Below are 17,251 nucleotides of genomic sequence, written 5' to 3'. Positions count from 1 at the left end.
CCCGTCGCCTCGCCGCTTAGCGCTGGGTTTTCCAGGCGCGGCCCGCGATGACCAGCAGGGTGATGGCGGTCAACGGCAGGGCATAGCCGATCATCGCATCACCAAAGGTTTCGGCGAATGGCCGACCGGTGCTGGTCAGCACCAGGTACAGCGTGTACGACACGTAGTAGGCCAGAAACAGCGCGCCTTCCCAGCGCTTGATGCAGTAGCCGGCGAAGAAGATCGGCAGGCAGGCCACAGCGACTGCGATCATTACCGGGAAGTCGAAGGCCAGTGCGTTCGACGACACCCCGATCGCCTGCGGCGAAACCAGCGAGGCCAGGCCGAGCACGCAGAGCAGGTTGAAGATGTTGCTGCCGACGATGTTGCCCACAGCGATGTCACGCTCGCCGCGGAAGGCTGCCATGATCGAGGTGGCCAGTTCCGGCAGCGAGGTGCCGATGGCGATCACAGTGAGGCCGATTACCAGTTCCGACAGGCCGAGGGCGCGAGCCAGGGCCACCGCGCCCTCGACCAGAAAATTGGACCCAACAACCAGCAGCACCAATCCGCCAAGAACCAGCCCGGCATTGATCAGGCCGGCATGAGGCTTGGCCGGCTCGTCCAGGCCGAACTCCTTGGCGAACTCGTCGTCGGCACCGGCTGCATTTTCGCGGCGACTGCTGATGACCAGAAAGAGGGTGTAGATCACCACGGCGCTGAACAGGATGGCGCCGTCGATACGGCTGAGCTGGCCATCCCAGGCCAGGCCGAAGGTGACCAGGCTGGCGCCGATCATGATCGGTACGTCGAGGCGGATCAGCTGGCGCGACACCACCAGCGGGGCGACCAGTGCGGTCATGCCGAGGATCAGCAGCACGTTGGCGATATTGCTGCCGACCACGTTGCCGATGGCGATGTCGCCGCTGCCGTTGAGCGAAGCCTGCACACTTACCGCGGTTTCCGGGGCGCTGGTGCCGAAGGCGACCACGGTCAGGCCGATGACCAGCGGCGAAATGCCGAACTGGGCGGCGAGCTTGGCGGCGCCGCGAACCAGCACCTCGGCGCCGGCAACGAGCAGCACCAGGCCGGCAATGAGGTAGACAAAGGTCATCAGGGTCACGATAGAGGGCTCCGCAAAAGGCTGAAGAAACGAGAGGTCAACGCTGGCGTTGCCAGGCGCGCAGGAAGATCACCAAAAGCGTCACGGCCGTCAAGGGGAAGGCGAACCAGAGCATCGCATCGCGGAGCAGGTCAATGGCGCCGAGGCCGGTCGCGAACATCACCAGATAGAGGGTGTAGGCCAGGTAATAGGTGAAGAACAGCAGGCCTTCCCAGCGGCGGATGCAATATCCGGAAAAGAAAATCGGCAGGCAGGCGACGAACACCGCCAGCATCACCGGGAAGTCGAACGATTGCGCGTTCGGCGATATCGACAGGCCCTCGGCCGATACCGCGGCGCCAGCGCCGAGCACCAGCAACAGGTTGAATATGCAGCTGCCGACCACGTTGCCCACCGCGATGTCGCGCTCGCCCTTGATTACCGCGAGCACCGAGGTGGCCAGCTCCGGCATCGAGGTTCCGACAGCGACCACGGTCAGGCCGATGATCAGTTCCGACAGGCCCAATGCCCGCGCCAGATCGACCGCCCCTTCGATGAGTAGGTTCGAACCGCCGACCAGCAGGCCGAGGCCGAGCAGGATCAGTAGAAGCTGCCACACCCAGGCGAAGGGCTTGTCGCTATCGCCGGGGCCGAACTCGGTGGCGAACTCATCCACCCCCGCCACGGCTTTTTCCTTTTGACTGGCGATGACCAGAAACACCGTATAGCCCACCAGGGCGGCCAGCAGCACGGCGCCATCCAGCCGACTGATGCTGCCGTTCCAGGCCAGTGCGTAGCAGAGCAGGCCGGCACCGATCATCACCGGCACGTCCAGGCGGATCAGCTGGCGAGACACCAGCAGCGGTGCGATGAGCGCCGAGAGGCCGAGGATCAACAGGATGTTGGCGATATTGCTGCCGATCACGTTGCCCACCGCGATGTCGCCGCTGCCGCTCAGGGAGGCCTGCACGCTGACCGCCGTTTCCGGTGCGCTGGTGCCGAAGGCGACCACGGTCAGGCCGATGATCAGCGGTGGAATGCCAAAGCGGCTGGCCAGCCGGGCGGCGCCGCGGACCAGGGCTTCGGCGCCGACGACGAGCAGCACCAAGCCGCCGATGAGATAGGCGAAGGTCATCAGCGACATGCTGCCGCTCCAGTCGCAATAAGGTTGTTCGCAGGCGTCATGCAGCCTCGGTATTGGCTTGGTTCATGGGAGGGTTTCGATGCGGACGCGGACCACGCCACGCTCCAGCATGTCCAGTTGCGCAGCCGCGGCGCGGGACACATCGATGATGCGGCCACGACGAAATGGTCCGCGGTCGTTGATGCGCACGATCACTTGCTTGCCGTTCTGCTGGTTGGTCACCCGCACGCGCGTGCCGAACGGCAGGCTGCGATGGGCTGCGACCAGTGCGTTCTGGTCGTGCGTTTCGCCATTGGCCGTGCGCTGCCCGTGGTGCATGCGCGCGTAATAGGACGCCTTGCCGCTCTGGGTGAAGCGTTCCTGGGTGGTGGCTGGTGCTTGCGGTGGCTGCGTTGGCTGGCGTTCGGCACAGCCCGCGGCCAGCAGAATCAGTGTCAGCAGGGTTACGAGGCGAGGCATTCGCATGAAATGTCCTTCCGTTGGGCAATCGCTTGGACGACAACCCGCGGCAGGCATGGCGAAGTTCTGGCGGTGCCGGAAGCGATCATGGGGCACTGCGCGGCTCGACCGCGCGGTGCCATGGCTCAGCTTAGCCTTCGAGTTTCTTCTTCAGCAGTTGGTTCACCTGGCCGGGGTTGGCCTTGCCCTTGGAAGCCTTCATCGCCTGGCCGACGAAGAAGCCGAACATCTTGCCGCGCTTGGCTTCGTCGCTGGCGCGGTACTGTTCGACCTGCTCGGCGTTGGCCGCCAGCATTTCATCCAGCATGGCTTCGATGGCGCCGGAGTCGGTGACCTGCTTGAGGCCCTTGCTCTCGATGATCTCGTCGGCCGAACCTTCGCCGGCGGCCATGGCCTCGAAGACCATTTTGGCGATCTTGCCGCTGATGGTGTTGTCCTTGATGCGCAGGATCATGCCGCCCAACTGCTCGGCGGTTACCGGCGACTGCTCGATCTCCAGGCCTTCCTTGTTGAGCAGGCTGGACAGCTCGCCCATTACCCAGTTGGCGGCCAGCTTGGCATCGCCACAGGTGGCATTGACCTGTTCGAAGTAGTCGGCCATCTCGCGACTGGCGGCCAGCACCGTGGCGTCATAGGCCGACAGGCCGAACTCGCGCTCGAAGCGTTCGCGCTTCTGCACCGGCAGCTCCGGCAGGCTGGCGCGCACCTCGTCGAGGAAGCTTTGCTCGATCACCACCGGCAGCAGGTCGGGGCAGGGGAAGTAGCGGTAGTCGTTGGCTTCTTCCTTGCTGCGCATGGAGCGCGTCTCGTCCTTGTTCGGGTCGTACAGGCGGGTTTCCTGCACCACCTTGCCGCCGTCCTCGATCAGTTCGATCTGCCGCTGCACCTCGTGGTTGATCGCCTTTTCGATGAAGCGGAAGGAGTTGACGTTCTTGATCTCGGCGCGGGTGCCGAACTCGGCCTGGCCCTTGGGCCGTACCGAGACGTTGCAATCGCAGCGCAGCGAACCTTCGGCCATGTTGCCGTCGCAGATACCCAGGTAGCGCACCAGCGCGTGGATCGCCTTGACGTAGGCGACCGCTTCCTTGGCGCTGCGGATGTCCGGCTCGGAGACGATCTCCAGCAGCGGCGTGCCGGCGCGATTCAGGTCGATACCGCTCATGCCGTGGAAGTCTTCGTGCAGGCTCTTGCCGGCGTCCTCTTCCAGGTGTGCACGGGTGATACCGATGCGCCGCGTGCTGCCATCTTCCAGAGTGATGTCCAGGTGGCCCTTGCCGACGATGGGGTGATCCATCTGGCTGGTCTGGTAGCCCTTGGGAAGATCAGGGTAGAAGTAGTTCTTGCGCGCGAAGACGTTCTTCGGCGCGATCTCGGCGTCGATGGCCAGGCCGAACTTGCAGGCCATGCGCACGGCTTCGGCATTGAGCACCGGCAGGGTGCCGGGCATGCCGAGGTCGACCAGGCTGGCCTGGGTGTTGGGCTCGGCGCCAAAGGTGGTGGCGCTGCCGGAAAAGATCTTCGACTGGGTCGCGAGCTGCGCGTGAATCTCCAGCCCGATCACGGTTTCCCATTGCATCTTCAATCTCCTCAGAATCCGGCCGGGGCGCGCATGTGCCAATCGGTGACTTGTTGATACTGGTGCGCCACGTTGAGCAGGCGCGCTTCCTGGAAGTACGGCGCCAGCAGTTGCACACCCACCGGCAGGCCATCGATGAAGCCGGCCGGCATCGACAGACCGGGGATGCCCGCCAGGTTGGCGGTGATGGTGTAGATGTCTTCCAGATAGGCGGAAACCGGATCGGCGTTCTTCTCGCCCAGCTTCCAGGCCAGGTTCGGCGTGGTCGGGCCGAGAATCACATCGACCTCATCGAACGCGCTGACGAAGTCGTTCTTGACCAGTCGGCGAATCTTCTGCGCCTTGAGGTAGTAGGCATCGTAGTAGCCGGCCGACAGCGCATAGGTGCCGACCATGATGCGCCGCTTGACCTCGTCACCGAAGCCTTCGGCGCGCGAGCGCTTGTAGAGGTCGGTGAGGTCGGCCGGGTTCTCGCAGCGATAGCCGAAGCGCACACCGTCGAAGCGCGACAGGTTGGAGCTGGCCTCGGCCGGCGCGATCACGTAATAGGAAGGGATCGCGTGCTGCATGTTCGGCAGGCTGATGTCCTTGACCGTGGCGCCGAGTTTCTTCAGTTCCTCGACGACCGCCATCACCGCGTCGGCGATCTTCGGGTCGAGGCCGGCACCGAAGTATTCCTTCGGCAGGCCGATGCGCAGGCCGGCGAGCGGCTGGCTCAGTGTTGCGAGGTAGTCGTCCAGTGGCTGGTCGACGCTGGTCGAGTCTTTCGGGTCGAAGCCGGCCATTGCCGAGAGTAGCAGCGCGCAGTCTTCGGCGGTGCGCGCCATCGGACCGCCCTGATCGAGACTCGAGGCATAGGCCACCATGCCCCAGCGCGAGACGCGGCCGTAGGTCGGCTTGAGACCGGTGAGGTTGGTCAGCGCGGCCGGCTGGCGGATCGAGCCGCCGGTGTCGGTGCCGGTCGCGGCGGGCAGCAGGCGCGCCGCAATGGCCGCGGCGGAACCGCCGGAAGAGCCGCCCGGTACCCGGGTCAGGTCCCAAGGGTTCTTCACCGGGCCGTAATAGCTCGACTCGTTGGCCGAGCCCATGGCGAATTCGTCCATGTTCAGCTTGCCGAGGGTGACCGTGCCGGCCGCTGCCAGTCGTTCCACCACGGTGGCGTCATAGGGCGCCTTGAAACTGTCGAGGATCTTCGAGCCGCAGCTGGTGCGGATGCCCTGGGTGCAGAACAGGTCCTTGTGGCCGATCGGCGCACCGAGCAGCGCGCCGCTCTCGCCGGCGGCGCGTCGTGCATCGGCAGCCTGGGCCTGGGCGATGGCGAGCTCACTGGTGACGCTGATGAAGCTGTTCAGCTGCGGATCGAGCTGCTCGATACGGGTGAGCAGGGTGCGCGTCAGCTCTTCGGCCGAGAAGCGCTTTTCGCTGAGGTTGCGGGCGATCTCGGCAAGTGTCAGGTTGTGCATGTCGGTGTCCTTCATCACTCGATCACCCGCGGGACCAGATAAAGTCCGTTTTCCACCGCCGGGGCGATGGCCTGATAGGCGTCGCGCTGGTTGCGCTCGGTGACCTCGTCGGCACGCAGGCGCTGCGTGGTTTCCAGCGGGTGGGCCAGCGGCTCGATGCCGGTGGTGTCCACTGCCTGCATGCGGTCGATCAGGCCGAGAATGTTGTTGAGGGTTTCGGTGGTGCGAGGCAGGTCGGCTTCAGACAGGCCCAGGCGGGCCAGATGAGCGATCTTTTCCACCTCGGTGCGTTCAAGCGCCATCGGATATCTCCAGCGGAAAGCGAATCGGGCTGCGCCTTCCGTCGACTGGACGGGGCGCATGGCGGCACAGGGCGCGCCGCGGCAAGGGCTTTCGGGCCCGGAAAAGCCGTCAATCTTACATGCCCGGGGCGTCGACCGGTAGCGCGGGGCGCGGCGAGACGCGCCTGATTGCGCTTGAGCCCTGGCTTGCAGGCGATGCGCGCAGTGGCTCACGTCTGGCGCGATGCAGGCAGACTCGCGCCTTGCCCTAAGTTCGCACCATTGTTAGAGTTTGCGGCACTTTTTTCCCCACGCGTTTGCCCCAGGGCCCTTTTCCCATGTTCAAGAAACTGCGTGGCATGTTTTCCAGTGATCTGTCGATCGACCTGGGCACTGCCAATACCCTTATTTATGTGCGCGATCGCGGCATCGTTCTCGACGAACCCTCTGTAGTTGCCATTCGCAGCCACGGTAACCAGAAGAGCGTCGTCGCCGTTGGTACCGAGGCCAAGCGCATGCTGGGCCGCACCCCGGGCAACATCAATGCGATCCGTCCGATGAAGGACGGTGTGATCGCCGATTTCAGCGTCTGCGAGAAGATGCTGCAGTACTTCATCAACAAGGTGCACGAGAACAGCTTCCTGCAGCCCAGCCCGCGCGTGCTGATCTGCGTGCCCTGCAAGTCGACCCAAGTCGAGCGCCGGGCGATTCGCGAATCTGCACTGGGCGCCGGTGCACGGGAAGTCTTTCTGATCGAGGAGCCGATGGCTGCGGCGATCGGTGCCGGCCTGCCGGTCGACGAGGCGCGTGGCTCGATGGTCGTGGACATCGGTGGTGGCACCACCGAGATCGCACTGATCTCCCTCAATGGCGTGGTTTATGCCGAATCCGTGCGAGTCGGTGGCGATCGTTTCGATGAGTCCATCGTCACCTATGTACGCCGTAACTACGGCAGCCTGATCGGCGAATCCACCGCCGAGCGCATCAAGCAGGAAATCGGTACCGCATTCCCGGGTGGCGAGCTGCGCGAGGTCGATGTGCGTGGTCGCAACCTGGCCGAAGGCGTACCGCGCAGTTTCACGCTGAACTCCAACGAGGTGCTCGAGGCGCTGCAGGAGTCGCTGGCAACCATCGTCCAGGCGGTCAAGAGCGCGCTGGAGCAGTCGCCGCCGGAGCTGGCTTCCGATATCGCCGAGCGTGGCCTGGTACTCACCGGGGGCGGTGCCTTGCTGCGTGATCTGGACAAGCTGCTGGCGCAGGAAACCGGCCTGCCGGTAATCGTCGCTGAAGAGCCGCTGACCTGCGTAGCCCGTGGCGGCGGCCGTGCGCTGGAGATGATGGATCGGCACGCGATGGATCTGCTGTCCACCGAGTGAGGCGCTGCGCGCCGTTGATGACAAGCCGAAAGATCCGGTCACGCCGGCTTTCGGCTTGTCGCGTTCAGTCTGAAGCTTCAGCCGCGAGGTAGTCGCAATCAAGCCGCTATTTGCCAAGGGACCTCTGCTCGGTGGACGCCTGCTGGTGTTCGTCGTGCTCTGCGTCGCGCTGATGGTGGTGGATGCACGTTTCGATGCGCTGAAGATGGTGCGCAGCCAGATGGCGCTGGTGCTGACCCCGTTCTACTGGGTCGCCGAAATGCCGGTGCGTATCTGGAGGGGTGCAACCGAACAGATCGCCAGCAGTAGCAGCCTGATGGCCGAGAACGAGAAGCTCAAGGCCGAGGCGTTGCTGATGCAGCGGCGCCTGCAGAAGCTGGCGATGCTGACCGAGCAGAATGTGCGCCTGCGCGAATTGCTTAATTCTGCGGCGCTGGTGGATGACAAGGTCATCGTCGCCGAACTGATCGGGCTCGACCCAAACCCGTTCACCCATCGCATCCTGATCGACAAGGGCGAAAGGGACGGCGTCTTCATGGGGCAGCCGGTGCTCGATGCCAGTGGGCTGATGGGGCAGGTCGTCGAAGTGCTGCCCTATGCGGCGCGGGTATTGCTGCTCACCGATGTGACCCACAGTATTCCGGTGCAGGTCAACCGCAACGGGTTGCGTGCAATCGCCGTGGGTACTGGCAATCCAGACTACCTGGAACTTCGTCACGTGGCGGAAACCGCTGATATCAAGGAAGGTGACCTGCTGGTCAGCTCCGGCCTCGGTCAGCGCTTTCCCAGCGGCTATCCGGTGGCTCAGGTGACCGAGGTGGTGCATGGCTCCGGTCAGCCATTCGCGATCGTCCGTGCGGTGCCTACGGCGATGCTCAACCGCAGCCGCTATCTGATGCTGGTCTTCAGCGACTCGCGTACGCCCGAGGAGCGCGCCGCCGCAGCTGCGCAGGCGCAGGTGGATGCCGACCGAGAAGCGGCTGCCGACGCTGAGACGGCTCCTCCTGCCGCGGAGCAGGCAGCCGGTAATGCCCCGGCGGTGGGTGATGCCCCGGCGCCCTCGCCAGTCGAGGAGGCGCAATGATCAGTGGACGGCCGAACAATGGGTGGGTGATCTGGTGCAGCCTGACGATCGCCCTGTTGCTCAGCATCGCTCCCATGCCGGGCAGCGCGGAGCTGGCTCGCCCGTTGTGGCTCGGTCTGGTAATCGCTTTCTGGTCGCTGACGCTTCCGCATCGCGGGGGACTTGGCGTTGCATTCTGCTTCGGCCTGGCGCAGGACGTGCTGGCGGGCACGCTGTTCGGTCAGAGTGCCTTGCCACTGATCCTGATTGCCTTCCTGGTGTTGAGTCTCCAGCAACGCCTGCGCATGTTCCCGCTGTGGCAACAGAGCATGGTGCTGCTGGTGGTGCTGGGTCTCGCGCAGCTGGTTCAGCTATGGCTCAACACGCTGACGGGCAATCGTCCTCCTACGCTGCTGTTCCTCGTACCGGTGCCTATCAGTGCCTTGCTCTGGCCGTGGCTGTTCGTAGCACTGCAAGGGTTGCGGCAACGCTTCGCCGTCTACTGATACTGCTGTTTCACTACTCCCGCGCCGGCAGAAAGCGAAAGTCATGAGTTTCGTGTGGATTTGCGCGGAGCGGCACGGCCTATGCCTTGCTGCTCCGGGGCAATTCTGAAATCATGCGCCCCTCATGGCGTTCAGCCATTACTGTGATCTGCTTCAGACAAACGACAAGCACAACAGCACGGGCGATGAGTATGGAAGCTGGCGTTTCGATTCTTTCCACGCGGCGATGGGGGCGGGGTGCGCGCACCGTGCTTGTAGCGAGCGCAGCCGCCTCGCTGCTGCTGGCTCTGATCGCGAGCAGCGACTATTCCCAGGCCGACAGCGCGCCGCAGGCACCCCGGCCGGCCCAATCTGCGGCTTCCGATGCGCCCGCCGCGGCGCCCGGCACCATCGATTCCTCCCGCAGCGAGCAGCTGGCCAGCAAGCTCGCCGAGCTCGACGCCATTGTGCTGGAGAAGCAGAAGCTCGAAGAGGCCTTGCGTGCGCAGAAGAGCGAACTGGCCGCGATCCAGTTGCAGCTGGCGAACACCAAGAAGCTGATCCAGGCCGAAGTTGACGATTTCCTCAGTCAGGGCATCGAGCGCAAGCGACTCGACGAGTTGCTCGACGAGCACAAGCGTAGCGCCGATGCCGCGGCTGCTATTGGTGAGCGTGTCGAGGCTCTGGAAAAGGATCTGGGCAGCCAACATCTGAAGCTCTCCCTGGCGAGCCGTGATGCGGAGCGCCTCAAGTCCCAGCTCGCCGCCGAGGCTCGCGAACGCAACAGCAAGAACATCCAGGCTATTGCACGCAAACTGGACAAGACCATCCGCTTCGATCAGGACGTCTCGTTCCGCTGCTCGGCGAGCAAGAGCCTGGCCACCTGTCTGGCCGAGTTCCGCGGCGACAGCCAGATGTCACAGTGGGTGCTGGGCCACTATCAGCGGGTCCTGGCCGAGGACATCCGTGATCAGGTGGCGGAGCTGGCGTTGGATACTGGCTGGTACCGCTATCGCACACGTACGGACTTCGCGCAGGCAAGCATGAGCCTGGACGGCACCGTTCACGCACGGATGAATATCGAGGCGACCATCACCGCGAAGAAGATGATGCCCTGCGCGATCCTCGATGTGCCTTACGAGCAATGCGACAGTCAGACGCATTCCCTGATCGTGCGCAGCAACAAGTACGACGACCGGGTTCGTATCAACGACCAGGACCACGGCGCGACGCCGGTGTCGCTGGTGCTGGATAGCGGTGTCTACGACATCCAGGTGACCTCTGGCGGTATCACCCAGAAGCGTACCCTGTCACTGAAGGGCGATCAGGTACTCAACTTCAGGTTCTGACAGCCCCGCGCCGGTGTGCCGCCAAGCCCTCCGCGCCTTTCTCGACGCCCCCTGAATATGCGACGCTGTCGCTTATTCACGTTGAGGACTTGCCATGGGCACTCTGTTTCTCGCCTCGGCATCACCCCGCCGTCGCGAACTGCTCGCGCAGATAGGCGCTCCGTTTTCCCTGATCAGCGTCTCCGTCGACGAGACGCCTTCACCGACCGAATCCCCAGAGGCCTATGTCGAGCGTGTTGCGCGGGACAAGGCCCTCGCCGGATTGGCAGTGCTGGGTGAGCGCGATGGCTGCGTGCTGGGCGCCGACACCAGCGTGGTGCTCGATCAGCGCATCCTTGGCAAGCCGGTCGACCGCAATGAAGGCCTGGCAATGCTGGCGGCACTTTCGGGCCGTACCCACCGGGTGATGACCGCGGTGGCGCTTGCCAGTCGCTCGGCCTGCGAAGCGCGTGTGGTCATCAGCGAAGTGACCTTTCGCAGCATCGATGAAGCGGAGGCCGAGCGCTACTGGAACAGTGGCGAGCCGCTGGACAAGGCGGGCGGCTATGCCATCCAGGGTTGGGGCGCTGCCTTCGTCAGCCAGCTGCATGGCAGCTATTCGGCGGTGGTCGGCCTGCCGCTGTGCGAAACCACGCAGCTGCTCGATGTGTTCGCTCTCCCACGTTGGACCAAAGGCTCACGCTAGAGCCTGTGGCTTCGACGCGCCGGCCGGTTAGAATCGACCGGAACCATCAGCTAGCGCTGCACATCAAGCCACCGCCGAGAACAACAATGAGCGAAGAAATCCTGATGAACATCACCCCCATGGAGTCGCGGGTGGCGGTGGTGGAGAACGGTGTCTTGCAGGAGGTGCACGTCGAGCGCACCCAGCGCCGCGGCATCGTTGGCAACATCTACAAGGGCAAGGTGGTGCGGGTGCTGCCGGGTATGCAGGCGGCCTTCGTCGACATCGGGCTGGATCGCGCGGCGTTCATTCATGCCTCGGAGATATCCAGCCGCGAAGGCAACGCCGTCGAGCCGATCAATGCACTGGTGCATGAGGGCCAGAGCCTGGTGGTGCAGGTCACCAAGGATCCCATTGGCACCAAGGGCGCACGCCTGACCACGCAGCTGTCGATCCCTTCTCGCTACCTGGTCTACATGCCGCGCACCAGCCATGTTGGGATCTCCCTGCGTATCGAGGATGAAGCCGAGCGCGAGCGACTCAAGCAGGTCGTAGCCGAATGCGTTGCGGCCGAAGGCATTCAGGAGGCCGGTGGTTTCATCCTGCGTACCGCGGCAGAAGGCGCCGGCAGCGAAGAGATCCTTATGGATATCCGCTATCTGCGCCGCCTGTGGGAGCAGATAGCGAGCCAGATCAAGACCGTCGAGGCGCCGACGGTAATCTACGAAGACCTCTCTCTGGCCATGCGCACGCTGCGTGATCTGGTCAATCCGCGGATCGAGAAGATCCGCATCGACTCGCGGGAAAATTTCCAGAAGGTCAGGCAGTTCGTCGGCGAGCTGATGCCCGAGCTGGGCGATCGTCTCGAGCATTACCCAGGCGAGCGCCCAATCTTCGACCTTTATGGCGTCGAGGACGAGATCCAGAAGGCGCTGGAGCGCAAGGTCATGCTCAAGTCCGGCGGTTACCTGATCATCGATCCGGCCGAGGCGATGACCACCATCGACGTCAACACCGGCGCCTTCGTCGGCCACCGGACGCTGGAAGAAACCATCTTCAAGACCAATCTCGAGTCGGCCACCGCCATCGCACGCCAGCTCCGGCTGCGCAATCTGGGCGGCATCATCATCATCGACTTCATCGACATGGAGGACGAGGAGCATCGTCGCCAGGTCCTGCGCACGCTGGAAAAGCAGCTGGAGCGCGATCACGCCAAGACCAACATCATCGGCATCACTGAACTTGGCCTGGTGCAGATGACCCGCAAGCGCACCCGCGAAAGCCTCGAACAGGTGCTGTGCGAACCCTGCATGTGCTGTCAGGGGCGTGGCAAGCTAAAGACGCCGGAGACCGTCTGCTACGAGATCTTCCGCGAGATCCTGCGGGAGGCGAGGGCCTATCAGGCCGAAGGCTACCGGGTGCTGGCCAATCAGAAGGTGATCGATCGTCTGCTCGACGAGGAGTCAGGCAATGTCGCCGATCTGGAAGCCTTTATCGGTCGCTCGATCAAGTTCCAGGTGGAAAGCATGTACTCCCAGGAACAGTACGATGTGGTGTTGCTCTGAACAAAGGTAGACCGGGCCGCAAGGCCCAAGATGACCGGAGCGCATCCAGATGAACCGTCTCGCTGCCTTCCTCCTGACACTGTCGCGCCAGCTGTTCTGGATAATCGCGTTCGGCCTGATTCTGGCCGCGTTCTACGTCAGCCTGGGGCGGCAGCTGGTGCCCTTGGTCGCCGAATACCGCGCCGAGGTGCAGGAGAAAGCGCAGGCGGCGCTGGGCATGCCAATCACGCTGGGCAGGCTCGAAGGTCGCTGGGAGGGCTTCGCGCCGCGTTTGCTGGCGCATGACGTGCTGCTCGGTGAAGGGGACAGCGCGATGCGCCTGGACCGTATCGCTATCGTGCCGGACCTGGCGGGCAGCCTCTGGGCCCGAGCATGGCGGCTGAACCAATTGGAACTCAGCGGCGTGCAGCTGTCGGTCGCTGAAGATGCCGAGGGCAAGTGGCGGGTGGAAGGCTTGCCGACCCGTGCCGAGCAGAAACCGCCCGAGCCACAGAAGATGCTCGAGTCGTTGCAGCGGGTACGTGGGTTGGTGGTGCGCAACAGCCAGATCACGCTGGAGCCATTCGGTGAGTCGCCGCTGACCTTGAGCTACACCGATCTGAGCTTGCGCGTCGACGGCGAGCGGCTCCGCTTGGACGGGCGCAGTATCCTGCCAGATGGTCAGCCGCTGGCCTTGAACATTCAGGGGCGGGTGCAGCCGCAACGCTGGCAGCAAGCCGAGGCGCAGGTTTACCTCAGCCTGCCACAAAGCGACTGGGCCGCCTGGTTGCCACGCCGGCTGACTGCCGATTGGCATCTGCAGACGCTAAAGATGGGTGGCGAGCTGTGGGTGAGCTGGCGCGAACAGGCGCTGGAGCGTGCTGTTCTACGGCTGAACGCGTCGCAGCTGAGCATGTCCTTTGCCGATCGTGAGCCCGTTCAGCTCGAGGACCTGGGGGGCGAGGCGTATATCGATCGTAACGAGCAGGGCTACCGGCTGCTGCTGGACCGGCTGGCATTCGATCTCGACGGCGAGCGCTGGGGCGATGCGCGAATCCAGCTTCAGCAGGATCAGGCCAAGCAGCACTGGCGCCTGCAGGCGGATCGGCTGGCTATCGCGCCGATCGCCACGCTCGTTCGTGTACTGGCGCCGTTGCCGCCGACTGCCGCCGAGACGCTGACGGCGCTGCAACCCAACGGAACATTGCGCAACCTGCAGCTCGACTACTACCCGCAGATGGAGTCGCCGCAGCGCCTGCAGTTCGCTGCCAATCTGGACCGCATCAGCATTGCTGCGCAGAACTGGATACCGGCGGTGGGGAACGCGAGTGGCAGCATTCGTGGTGACTTGGGCGGCGGCGAGTTGCGCGTGGACAGCGACGACTTCAGCCTGCAGCTTGCGCCACTTTATCCCGAGCCGTGGCGCTACCGACACGCCGGCGGGCGCCTGACCTGGGCGCTGGATGAGCAGGTCTTCACGCTGGCGGCGCCCTATCTGCGCATCGACGGCGAGGAAGGCAAGATCGCCGGAGATTTTCTCATCCGACTGGCTCGGGACCCCGCTGCAGAAGATTACATGGACCTGCGGGTCGGCTTGAGCGAAGGCGATGCGCGCTTCACCGAGAAATACCTGCCGACACGCTCGCCGGCGTTGAGCCCGGCGCTGGTCAGCTGGCTCAGGGAGGCGATCCGCAGCGGTACGGTCGAGCAAGGTCATTTCCAGTACCAGGGCGCATTGAACAAGGGCGCTTCCGATAGCGCGCGCGCCCTGAGCCTGTACTTCAAGGTGCGTGATGCGGAGCTGGCGTTTCAGCCCGGCTGGCCCCTGCTGCTACAGGGCCGCGGCGAGGTGCTGATCGAAGACAGTGGGGTGCGTGTCCGGCTCGCGGAAGGGCGGATCCTCGACAGCCAGGTGCGGGATGCGACAGCGGAGATACCTCGCGCCGGGGCCGGAAACGTGCCGCAGCTGGCGGTGAAAGGACAGGTCGACAGCAGCCTGGCGGACGCCTTGAAGCTGCTGCAGGAGGCACCGATCGGGACTGCCGAGCTGTTCGCCGGCTGGCAGGGGCAGGGTGCGCTCAGCGGCACGCTTGACCTGCAGATCCCGCTGGGCAAGGGCACTCCGCGAGTCATCGTGGATTTCGCCAGCGATGATGCGAGGCTGAAGATCCCCGAGCCGGCGCTCGCCTTCGAGCAGCTCAGTGGAAAATTCCGCTACGACACCGCGCGAGGCTTGAGTGCAGAGGCCATGCAGGCGCGCCTATTCGGCTCTTCGGTCAAGGGCAAGGCGGTCGCGACAGGCGCGCCCGGCAAGCCAGCCTCTCGCCTGGAGGCACAGGGCACCGTGGGGTTGCAGCGTCTGGTTGAGTGGCTCGCTATCGGGCAATCGCTGCCCGCCAGCGGTGAACTGCGCTATCAGTTGCGTCTGGATCTGGCGGGTGAGGATAGTCAGCTGCAAATCGATTCGTCGCTACAGGGGCTGCGCATCGATCTGCCAGCGCCGTTCGGCAAGTCTGCCGGCGAGCGCCGCGATACCTCGTTGCGGATGTCTCTGCAAGGGGCCGAGCGTCACTACGGCGTCCAGCATGGGGCGCTCGCCGCGCTGGCGTTCGCCGCGCCGCCGGGTGCCTGGGCGCAGGGTCGCGGTGAGCTGCGTCTGGGCCCCGGTGCGGCTAATCTTCCGGCCCGTGCCGGGCTTTACGTCAGAGGCCGCCTGCCGGAACTCGACTTGAAAGCCTGGCAGGCTGTGCTCGAGCAACATGGCAAGGCGGACGCGCAGCAGACGACTGGCTCACTGCTGCGCCGTGCGCAGGTCGATATCGGTCGCTTCGACGGTTTTGGCACCCGGATCGACGACCTTGGCTTGGACCTGCGGCGACTGAGCGATGCCTGGGACCTTGGCCTTCGCAGTTCGACCATCGGCGGCTCGGTTCGTCTGCCGGATGCCGAGGGTGGCACCATCGTTGCTGATCTCCAGCACCTGCGTCTGCCGGCTCCGGCGCAAACCGGCGAAGCAGCATCCAAGGCGCGGCCTGATCCGCTGGCCGATGTCGACCCGCAGAGCCTGCCGGCGATGGATGTCGCCATCAAACGGATATCCCTGGGCGACGATGTGCTTGGCGCCTGGACGTTGAAGCTGCGGCCGGTCAGCGCCGGAATCGAGTTCCGCGACATCGCTCTGGACCTCAAGGGCCTGAAGATCACCGGAAGTGGCGGTTGGGACGGCGCGCAGACCTGGTACAAGGGCCGCCTCGAAGGGCGCAACCTCGCCGACGTACTGCTTGCCTGGGGCTTTGCGCCCTCGGTGACCAGCGACAGTTTTCGCCTGGATGTGGATGGGCAGTGGCCCGGCTCACCAGCCTGGTTCGCCATGGCGCGCTATTCCGGCAGCATGCAGCCCCGGCTGAGCAAGGGACAGTTCGTCGAGATCGACGGCAGCGCCCAGGCGCTACGGGTGTTCGGCGTGCTCAATTTCAATTCGATAGGGCGTCGCCTGCGACTGGATTTCTCCGACCTGTTCAGCAAGGGGCTCAGTTATGACCGGCTGGATGGTCGGCTGCTGGCCAAGGAGGGCGTGTTCAACACCCGCGAGCCCATCACCGTCAGCGGTCCGTCGACCAACCTCGAGCTGGATGGCACGCTGGACATGGCTCGCGACCAGATCGATGCGAAACTGCTGGTCACGCTGCCGATCAGCAACAACCTGCCGCTGGCTGCGCTGATCGTCGGCGCCCCGGCGATTGGCGGGGCACTTTTCGTTGTCGACAAGTTACTGGGCGACCGTGTGGCGCGCTTCGCCAGCGTACAGTATGACGTCAAGGGACCTTGGCAATCGCCGAAGATCAGCTTCGACAAGCCGTTCGAGAAGCCCAATTGACTGGTCGGTGTCTCGCGGCCATCGCAATTCGACGGGAGCATTCATGTCGCTGTCGGTAATCCAGATGACCAGCCAGGCCGATGTCGCCGGCAATCTAGCTGCCGCCCGGCGCCTGCTCGAGCAGGCTGCCGCGGGCGGGGCCCGCTTGGCGGTGCTGCCAGAGAACTTCGCCGCCATGGGCTGCAGTGACCCACAGCAGCTGGGGCGCGCCGAAGCGGAAGGCCAAGGGCCTGTTCTGCCCTGGTTGAAACGTACCGCGCGCGACCTCAGATTGTGGATTGTCGCTGGAACCGTGCCGCTGCCACCCGACGACCGTCCGCAGGACCGGCCCAATGCCTGTTCGCTGCTCATCGACGAGCACGGACAGCGGGTCGCGCGTTATGACAAGGTGCACCTGTTCGACGCCGATGTGGCCGACAGTCGGCAGCAGTACCGCGAATCCGATACCTACGGGGCAGGGCAGCGGCTGGTCGTGGCCGACACGCCGGTTGGACGGCTGGGCATGACCGTCTGCTACGACTTGCGCTTTGCCGAGTTGTACATGGCGCTGCGCGACGCAGGGGCCGAGCTGATCAGTGCGCCCTCTGCCTTCACCACAGTGACCGGTGAGGCGCACTGGACGACTCTGATCCGCTGCCGCGCCATAGAGACGCAGTGCTACGTACTGGCTGCCGCTCAGGTCGGTACACACCCCGGCGGTCGCGTCACCTATGGGCATTCGTCTATCGTTGACCCCTGGGGTCGGTTGTTGTGCGAGCAGGCGGCTGCTGAGACAGCGCTGCTCGCCGAACGAGATGTGCCCGAGCAGGCGGCCATCCGCCAGCGCATGCCGGTGCAGCGCCACCGCCGTTTTTCCGTCCCGTGCTTGATCACGGACTGTCTGGAGTGA

The 17,251-nt window shown here is 64.3% G+C and carries 14 protein-coding genes; 8 read left to right on the top strand and 6 right to left on the bottom strand.

The annotated features are described in order from the left end of the window. Nucleotides 1–16: 16 nt before the first annotated feature. The 6 genes from NAO55_RS13850 to gatC all read right to left on the bottom strand — a co-directional run bounded on the left by NAO55_RS13850 (nucleotide 17) and on the right by gatC (nucleotide 6,025). A complete protein-coding gene (locus NAO55_RS13850; RefSeq protein WP_102840558.1) occupies nucleotides 17–1,102 on the bottom strand; it encodes a calcium/sodium antiporter in 1,086 nt (361 codons plus the stop codon). 37 nt (nucleotides 1,103–1,139) lie between these two features. Continuing rightward, complete coding sequence (locus NAO55_RS13845; RefSeq protein WP_102840559.1) at nucleotides 1,140–2,225, bottom strand: calcium/sodium antiporter; 1,086 nt, start codon at nucleotides 2,223–2,225, stop codon at nucleotides 1,140–1,142. A gap of 63 nt (nucleotides 2,226–2,288) precedes the next feature. Further along, nucleotides 2,289–2,690 (bottom strand): septal ring lytic transglycosylase RlpA family protein, encoded by a 402-nt coding sequence (locus NAO55_RS13840; RefSeq protein ID WP_102840560.1) that lies wholly within the window; start codon nucleotides 2,688–2,690, stop codon nucleotides 2,289–2,291. A gap of 124 nt (nucleotides 2,691–2,814) precedes the next feature. After that, nucleotides 2,815–4,260 (bottom strand): Asp-tRNA(Asn)/Glu-tRNA(Gln) amidotransferase subunit GatB, encoded by a 1,446-nt coding sequence (gene gatB / locus NAO55_RS13835; RefSeq protein ID WP_102840561.1) that lies wholly within the window; start codon nucleotides 4,258–4,260, stop codon nucleotides 2,815–2,817. A gap of 11 nt (nucleotides 4,261–4,271) precedes the next feature. Further along, entirely contained in the window at nucleotides 4,272–5,723 is a 1,452-nt protein-coding gene (gene gatA, locus NAO55_RS13830; RefSeq protein ID WP_102840946.1) for an Asp-tRNA(Asn)/Glu-tRNA(Gln) amidotransferase subunit GatA, read from the bottom strand. 14 nt (nucleotides 5,724–5,737) lie between these two features. Further along, complete coding sequence (gatC, locus tag NAO55_RS13825) at nucleotides 5,738–6,025, bottom strand: Asp-tRNA(Asn)/Glu-tRNA(Gln) amidotransferase subunit GatC (protein WP_063544381.1); 288 nt, start codon at nucleotides 6,023–6,025, stop codon at nucleotides 5,738–5,740. A gap of 317 nt (nucleotides 6,026–6,342) precedes the next feature. On the opposite strand from gatC, the gene mreB reads away from it, so the two are divergent. The 8 genes from mreB to NAO55_RS13785 all read left to right on the top strand — a co-directional run bounded on the left by mreB (nucleotide 6,343) and on the right by NAO55_RS13785 (nucleotide 17,251). Next, on the top strand, nucleotides 6,343–7,380 hold the full coding sequence (mreB, locus tag NAO55_RS13820) for a rod shape-determining protein MreB (protein ID WP_003292433.1): 1,038 nt from the start codon (nucleotides 6,343–6,345) through the stop codon (nucleotides 7,378–7,380). Between the two features lie 97 nt (nucleotides 7,381–7,477). Next, a complete protein-coding gene (gene mreC, locus NAO55_RS13815) occupies nucleotides 7,478–8,464 on the top strand; it encodes a rod shape-determining protein MreC (protein ID WP_102840562.1) in 987 nt (328 codons plus the stop codon). Continuing rightward, the gene (gene mreD / locus NAO55_RS13810; RefSeq protein WP_063544382.1) at nucleotides 8,461–8,949 is read left to right on the top strand and encodes a rod shape-determining protein MreD; all 489 of its coding nucleotides are present in this window, start codon (nucleotides 8,461–8,463) and stop codon (nucleotides 8,947–8,949) included. The genes mreC and mreD overlap by 4 nt, the downstream gene beginning before the upstream one ends. A gap of 191 nt (nucleotides 8,950–9,140) precedes the next feature. Then, the gene (locus tag NAO55_RS13805; RefSeq protein WP_102840563.1) at nucleotides 9,141–10,277 is read left to right on the top strand and encodes a PEGA domain-containing protein; all 1,137 of its coding nucleotides are present in this window, start codon (nucleotides 9,141–9,143) and stop codon (nucleotides 10,275–10,277) included. 94 nt (nucleotides 10,278–10,371) lie between these two features. Further along, nucleotides 10,372–10,962, top strand: a complete 591-nt coding sequence (locus NAO55_RS13800) for a Maf family protein (RefSeq protein WP_102840564.1) — start codon at nucleotides 10,372–10,374, stop codon at nucleotides 10,960–10,962. Between the two features lie 86 nt (nucleotides 10,963–11,048). Then, the gene (gene rng / locus NAO55_RS13795; RefSeq protein ID WP_063544389.1) at nucleotides 11,049–12,506 is read left to right on the top strand and encodes a ribonuclease G; all 1,458 of its coding nucleotides are present in this window, start codon (nucleotides 11,049–11,051) and stop codon (nucleotides 12,504–12,506) included. Nucleotides 12,507–12,555: 49 nt separating this feature from the next. Then, complete coding sequence (locus NAO55_RS13790; protein WP_102840565.1) at nucleotides 12,556–16,362, top strand: YhdP family protein; 3,807 nt, start codon at nucleotides 12,556–12,558, stop codon at nucleotides 16,360–16,362. A 43-nt stretch (nucleotides 16,363–16,405) separates the two neighbouring features. Next, entirely contained in the window at nucleotides 16,406–17,251 is an 846-nt protein-coding gene (locus NAO55_RS13785) for a carbon-nitrogen hydrolase family protein (protein WP_102840566.1), read from the top strand.

The organism is Stutzerimonas frequens (assembly GCF_024448335.1).
Classification (GTDB): domain Bacteria; phylum Pseudomonadota; class Gammaproteobacteria; order Pseudomonadales; family Pseudomonadaceae; genus Stutzerimonas; species Stutzerimonas frequens.
This window is presented reverse-complemented; position numbering and strand designations above follow the sequence as displayed.

Coding starts and splice junctions, on each gene's coding strand:
- NAO55_RS13845 (WP_102840559.1), bottom strand. CDS start 2,225: ATGTCGCTGATGACCTTCGCCTATCTCATCGGCGGCTTGGTGCTGCTC.
- NAO55_RS13840 (WP_102840560.1), bottom strand. CDS start 2,690: ATGCGAATGCCTCGCCTCGTAACCCTGCTGACACTGATTCTGCTGGCC.
- gatB (WP_102840561.1), bottom strand. CDS start 4,260: ATGCAATGGGAAACCGTGATCGGGCTGGAGATTCACGCGCAGCTCGCG.
- gatA (WP_102840946.1), bottom strand. CDS start 5,723: ATGCACAACCTGACACTTGCCGAGATCGCCCGCAACCTCAGCGAAAAG.
- gatC (WP_063544381.1), bottom strand. CDS start 6,025: ATGGCGCTTGAACGCACCGAGGTGGAAAAGATCGCTCATCTGGCCCGC.
- mreB (WP_003292433.1), top strand. CDS start 6,343: ATGTTCAAGAAACTGCGTGGCATGTTTTCCAGTGATCTGTCGATCGAC.
- mreD (WP_063544382.1), top strand. CDS start 8,461: ATGATCAGTGGACGGCCGAACAATGGGTGGGTGATCTGGTGCAGCCTG.
- NAO55_RS13805 (WP_102840563.1), top strand. CDS start 9,141: ATGGAAGCTGGCGTTTCGATTCTTTCCACGCGGCGATGGGGGCGGGGT.
- NAO55_RS13800 (WP_102840564.1), top strand. CDS start 10,372: ATGGGCACTCTGTTTCTCGCCTCGGCATCACCCCGCCGTCGCGAACTG.
- rng (WP_063544389.1), top strand. CDS start 11,049: ATGAGCGAAGAAATCCTGATGAACATCACCCCCATGGAGTCGCGGGTG.
- NAO55_RS13790 (WP_102840565.1), top strand. CDS start 12,556: ATGAACCGTCTCGCTGCCTTCCTCCTGACACTGTCGCGCCAGCTGTTC.
- NAO55_RS13785 (WP_102840566.1), top strand. CDS start 16,406: ATGTCGCTGTCGGTAATCCAGATGACCAGCCAGGCCGATGTCGCCGGC.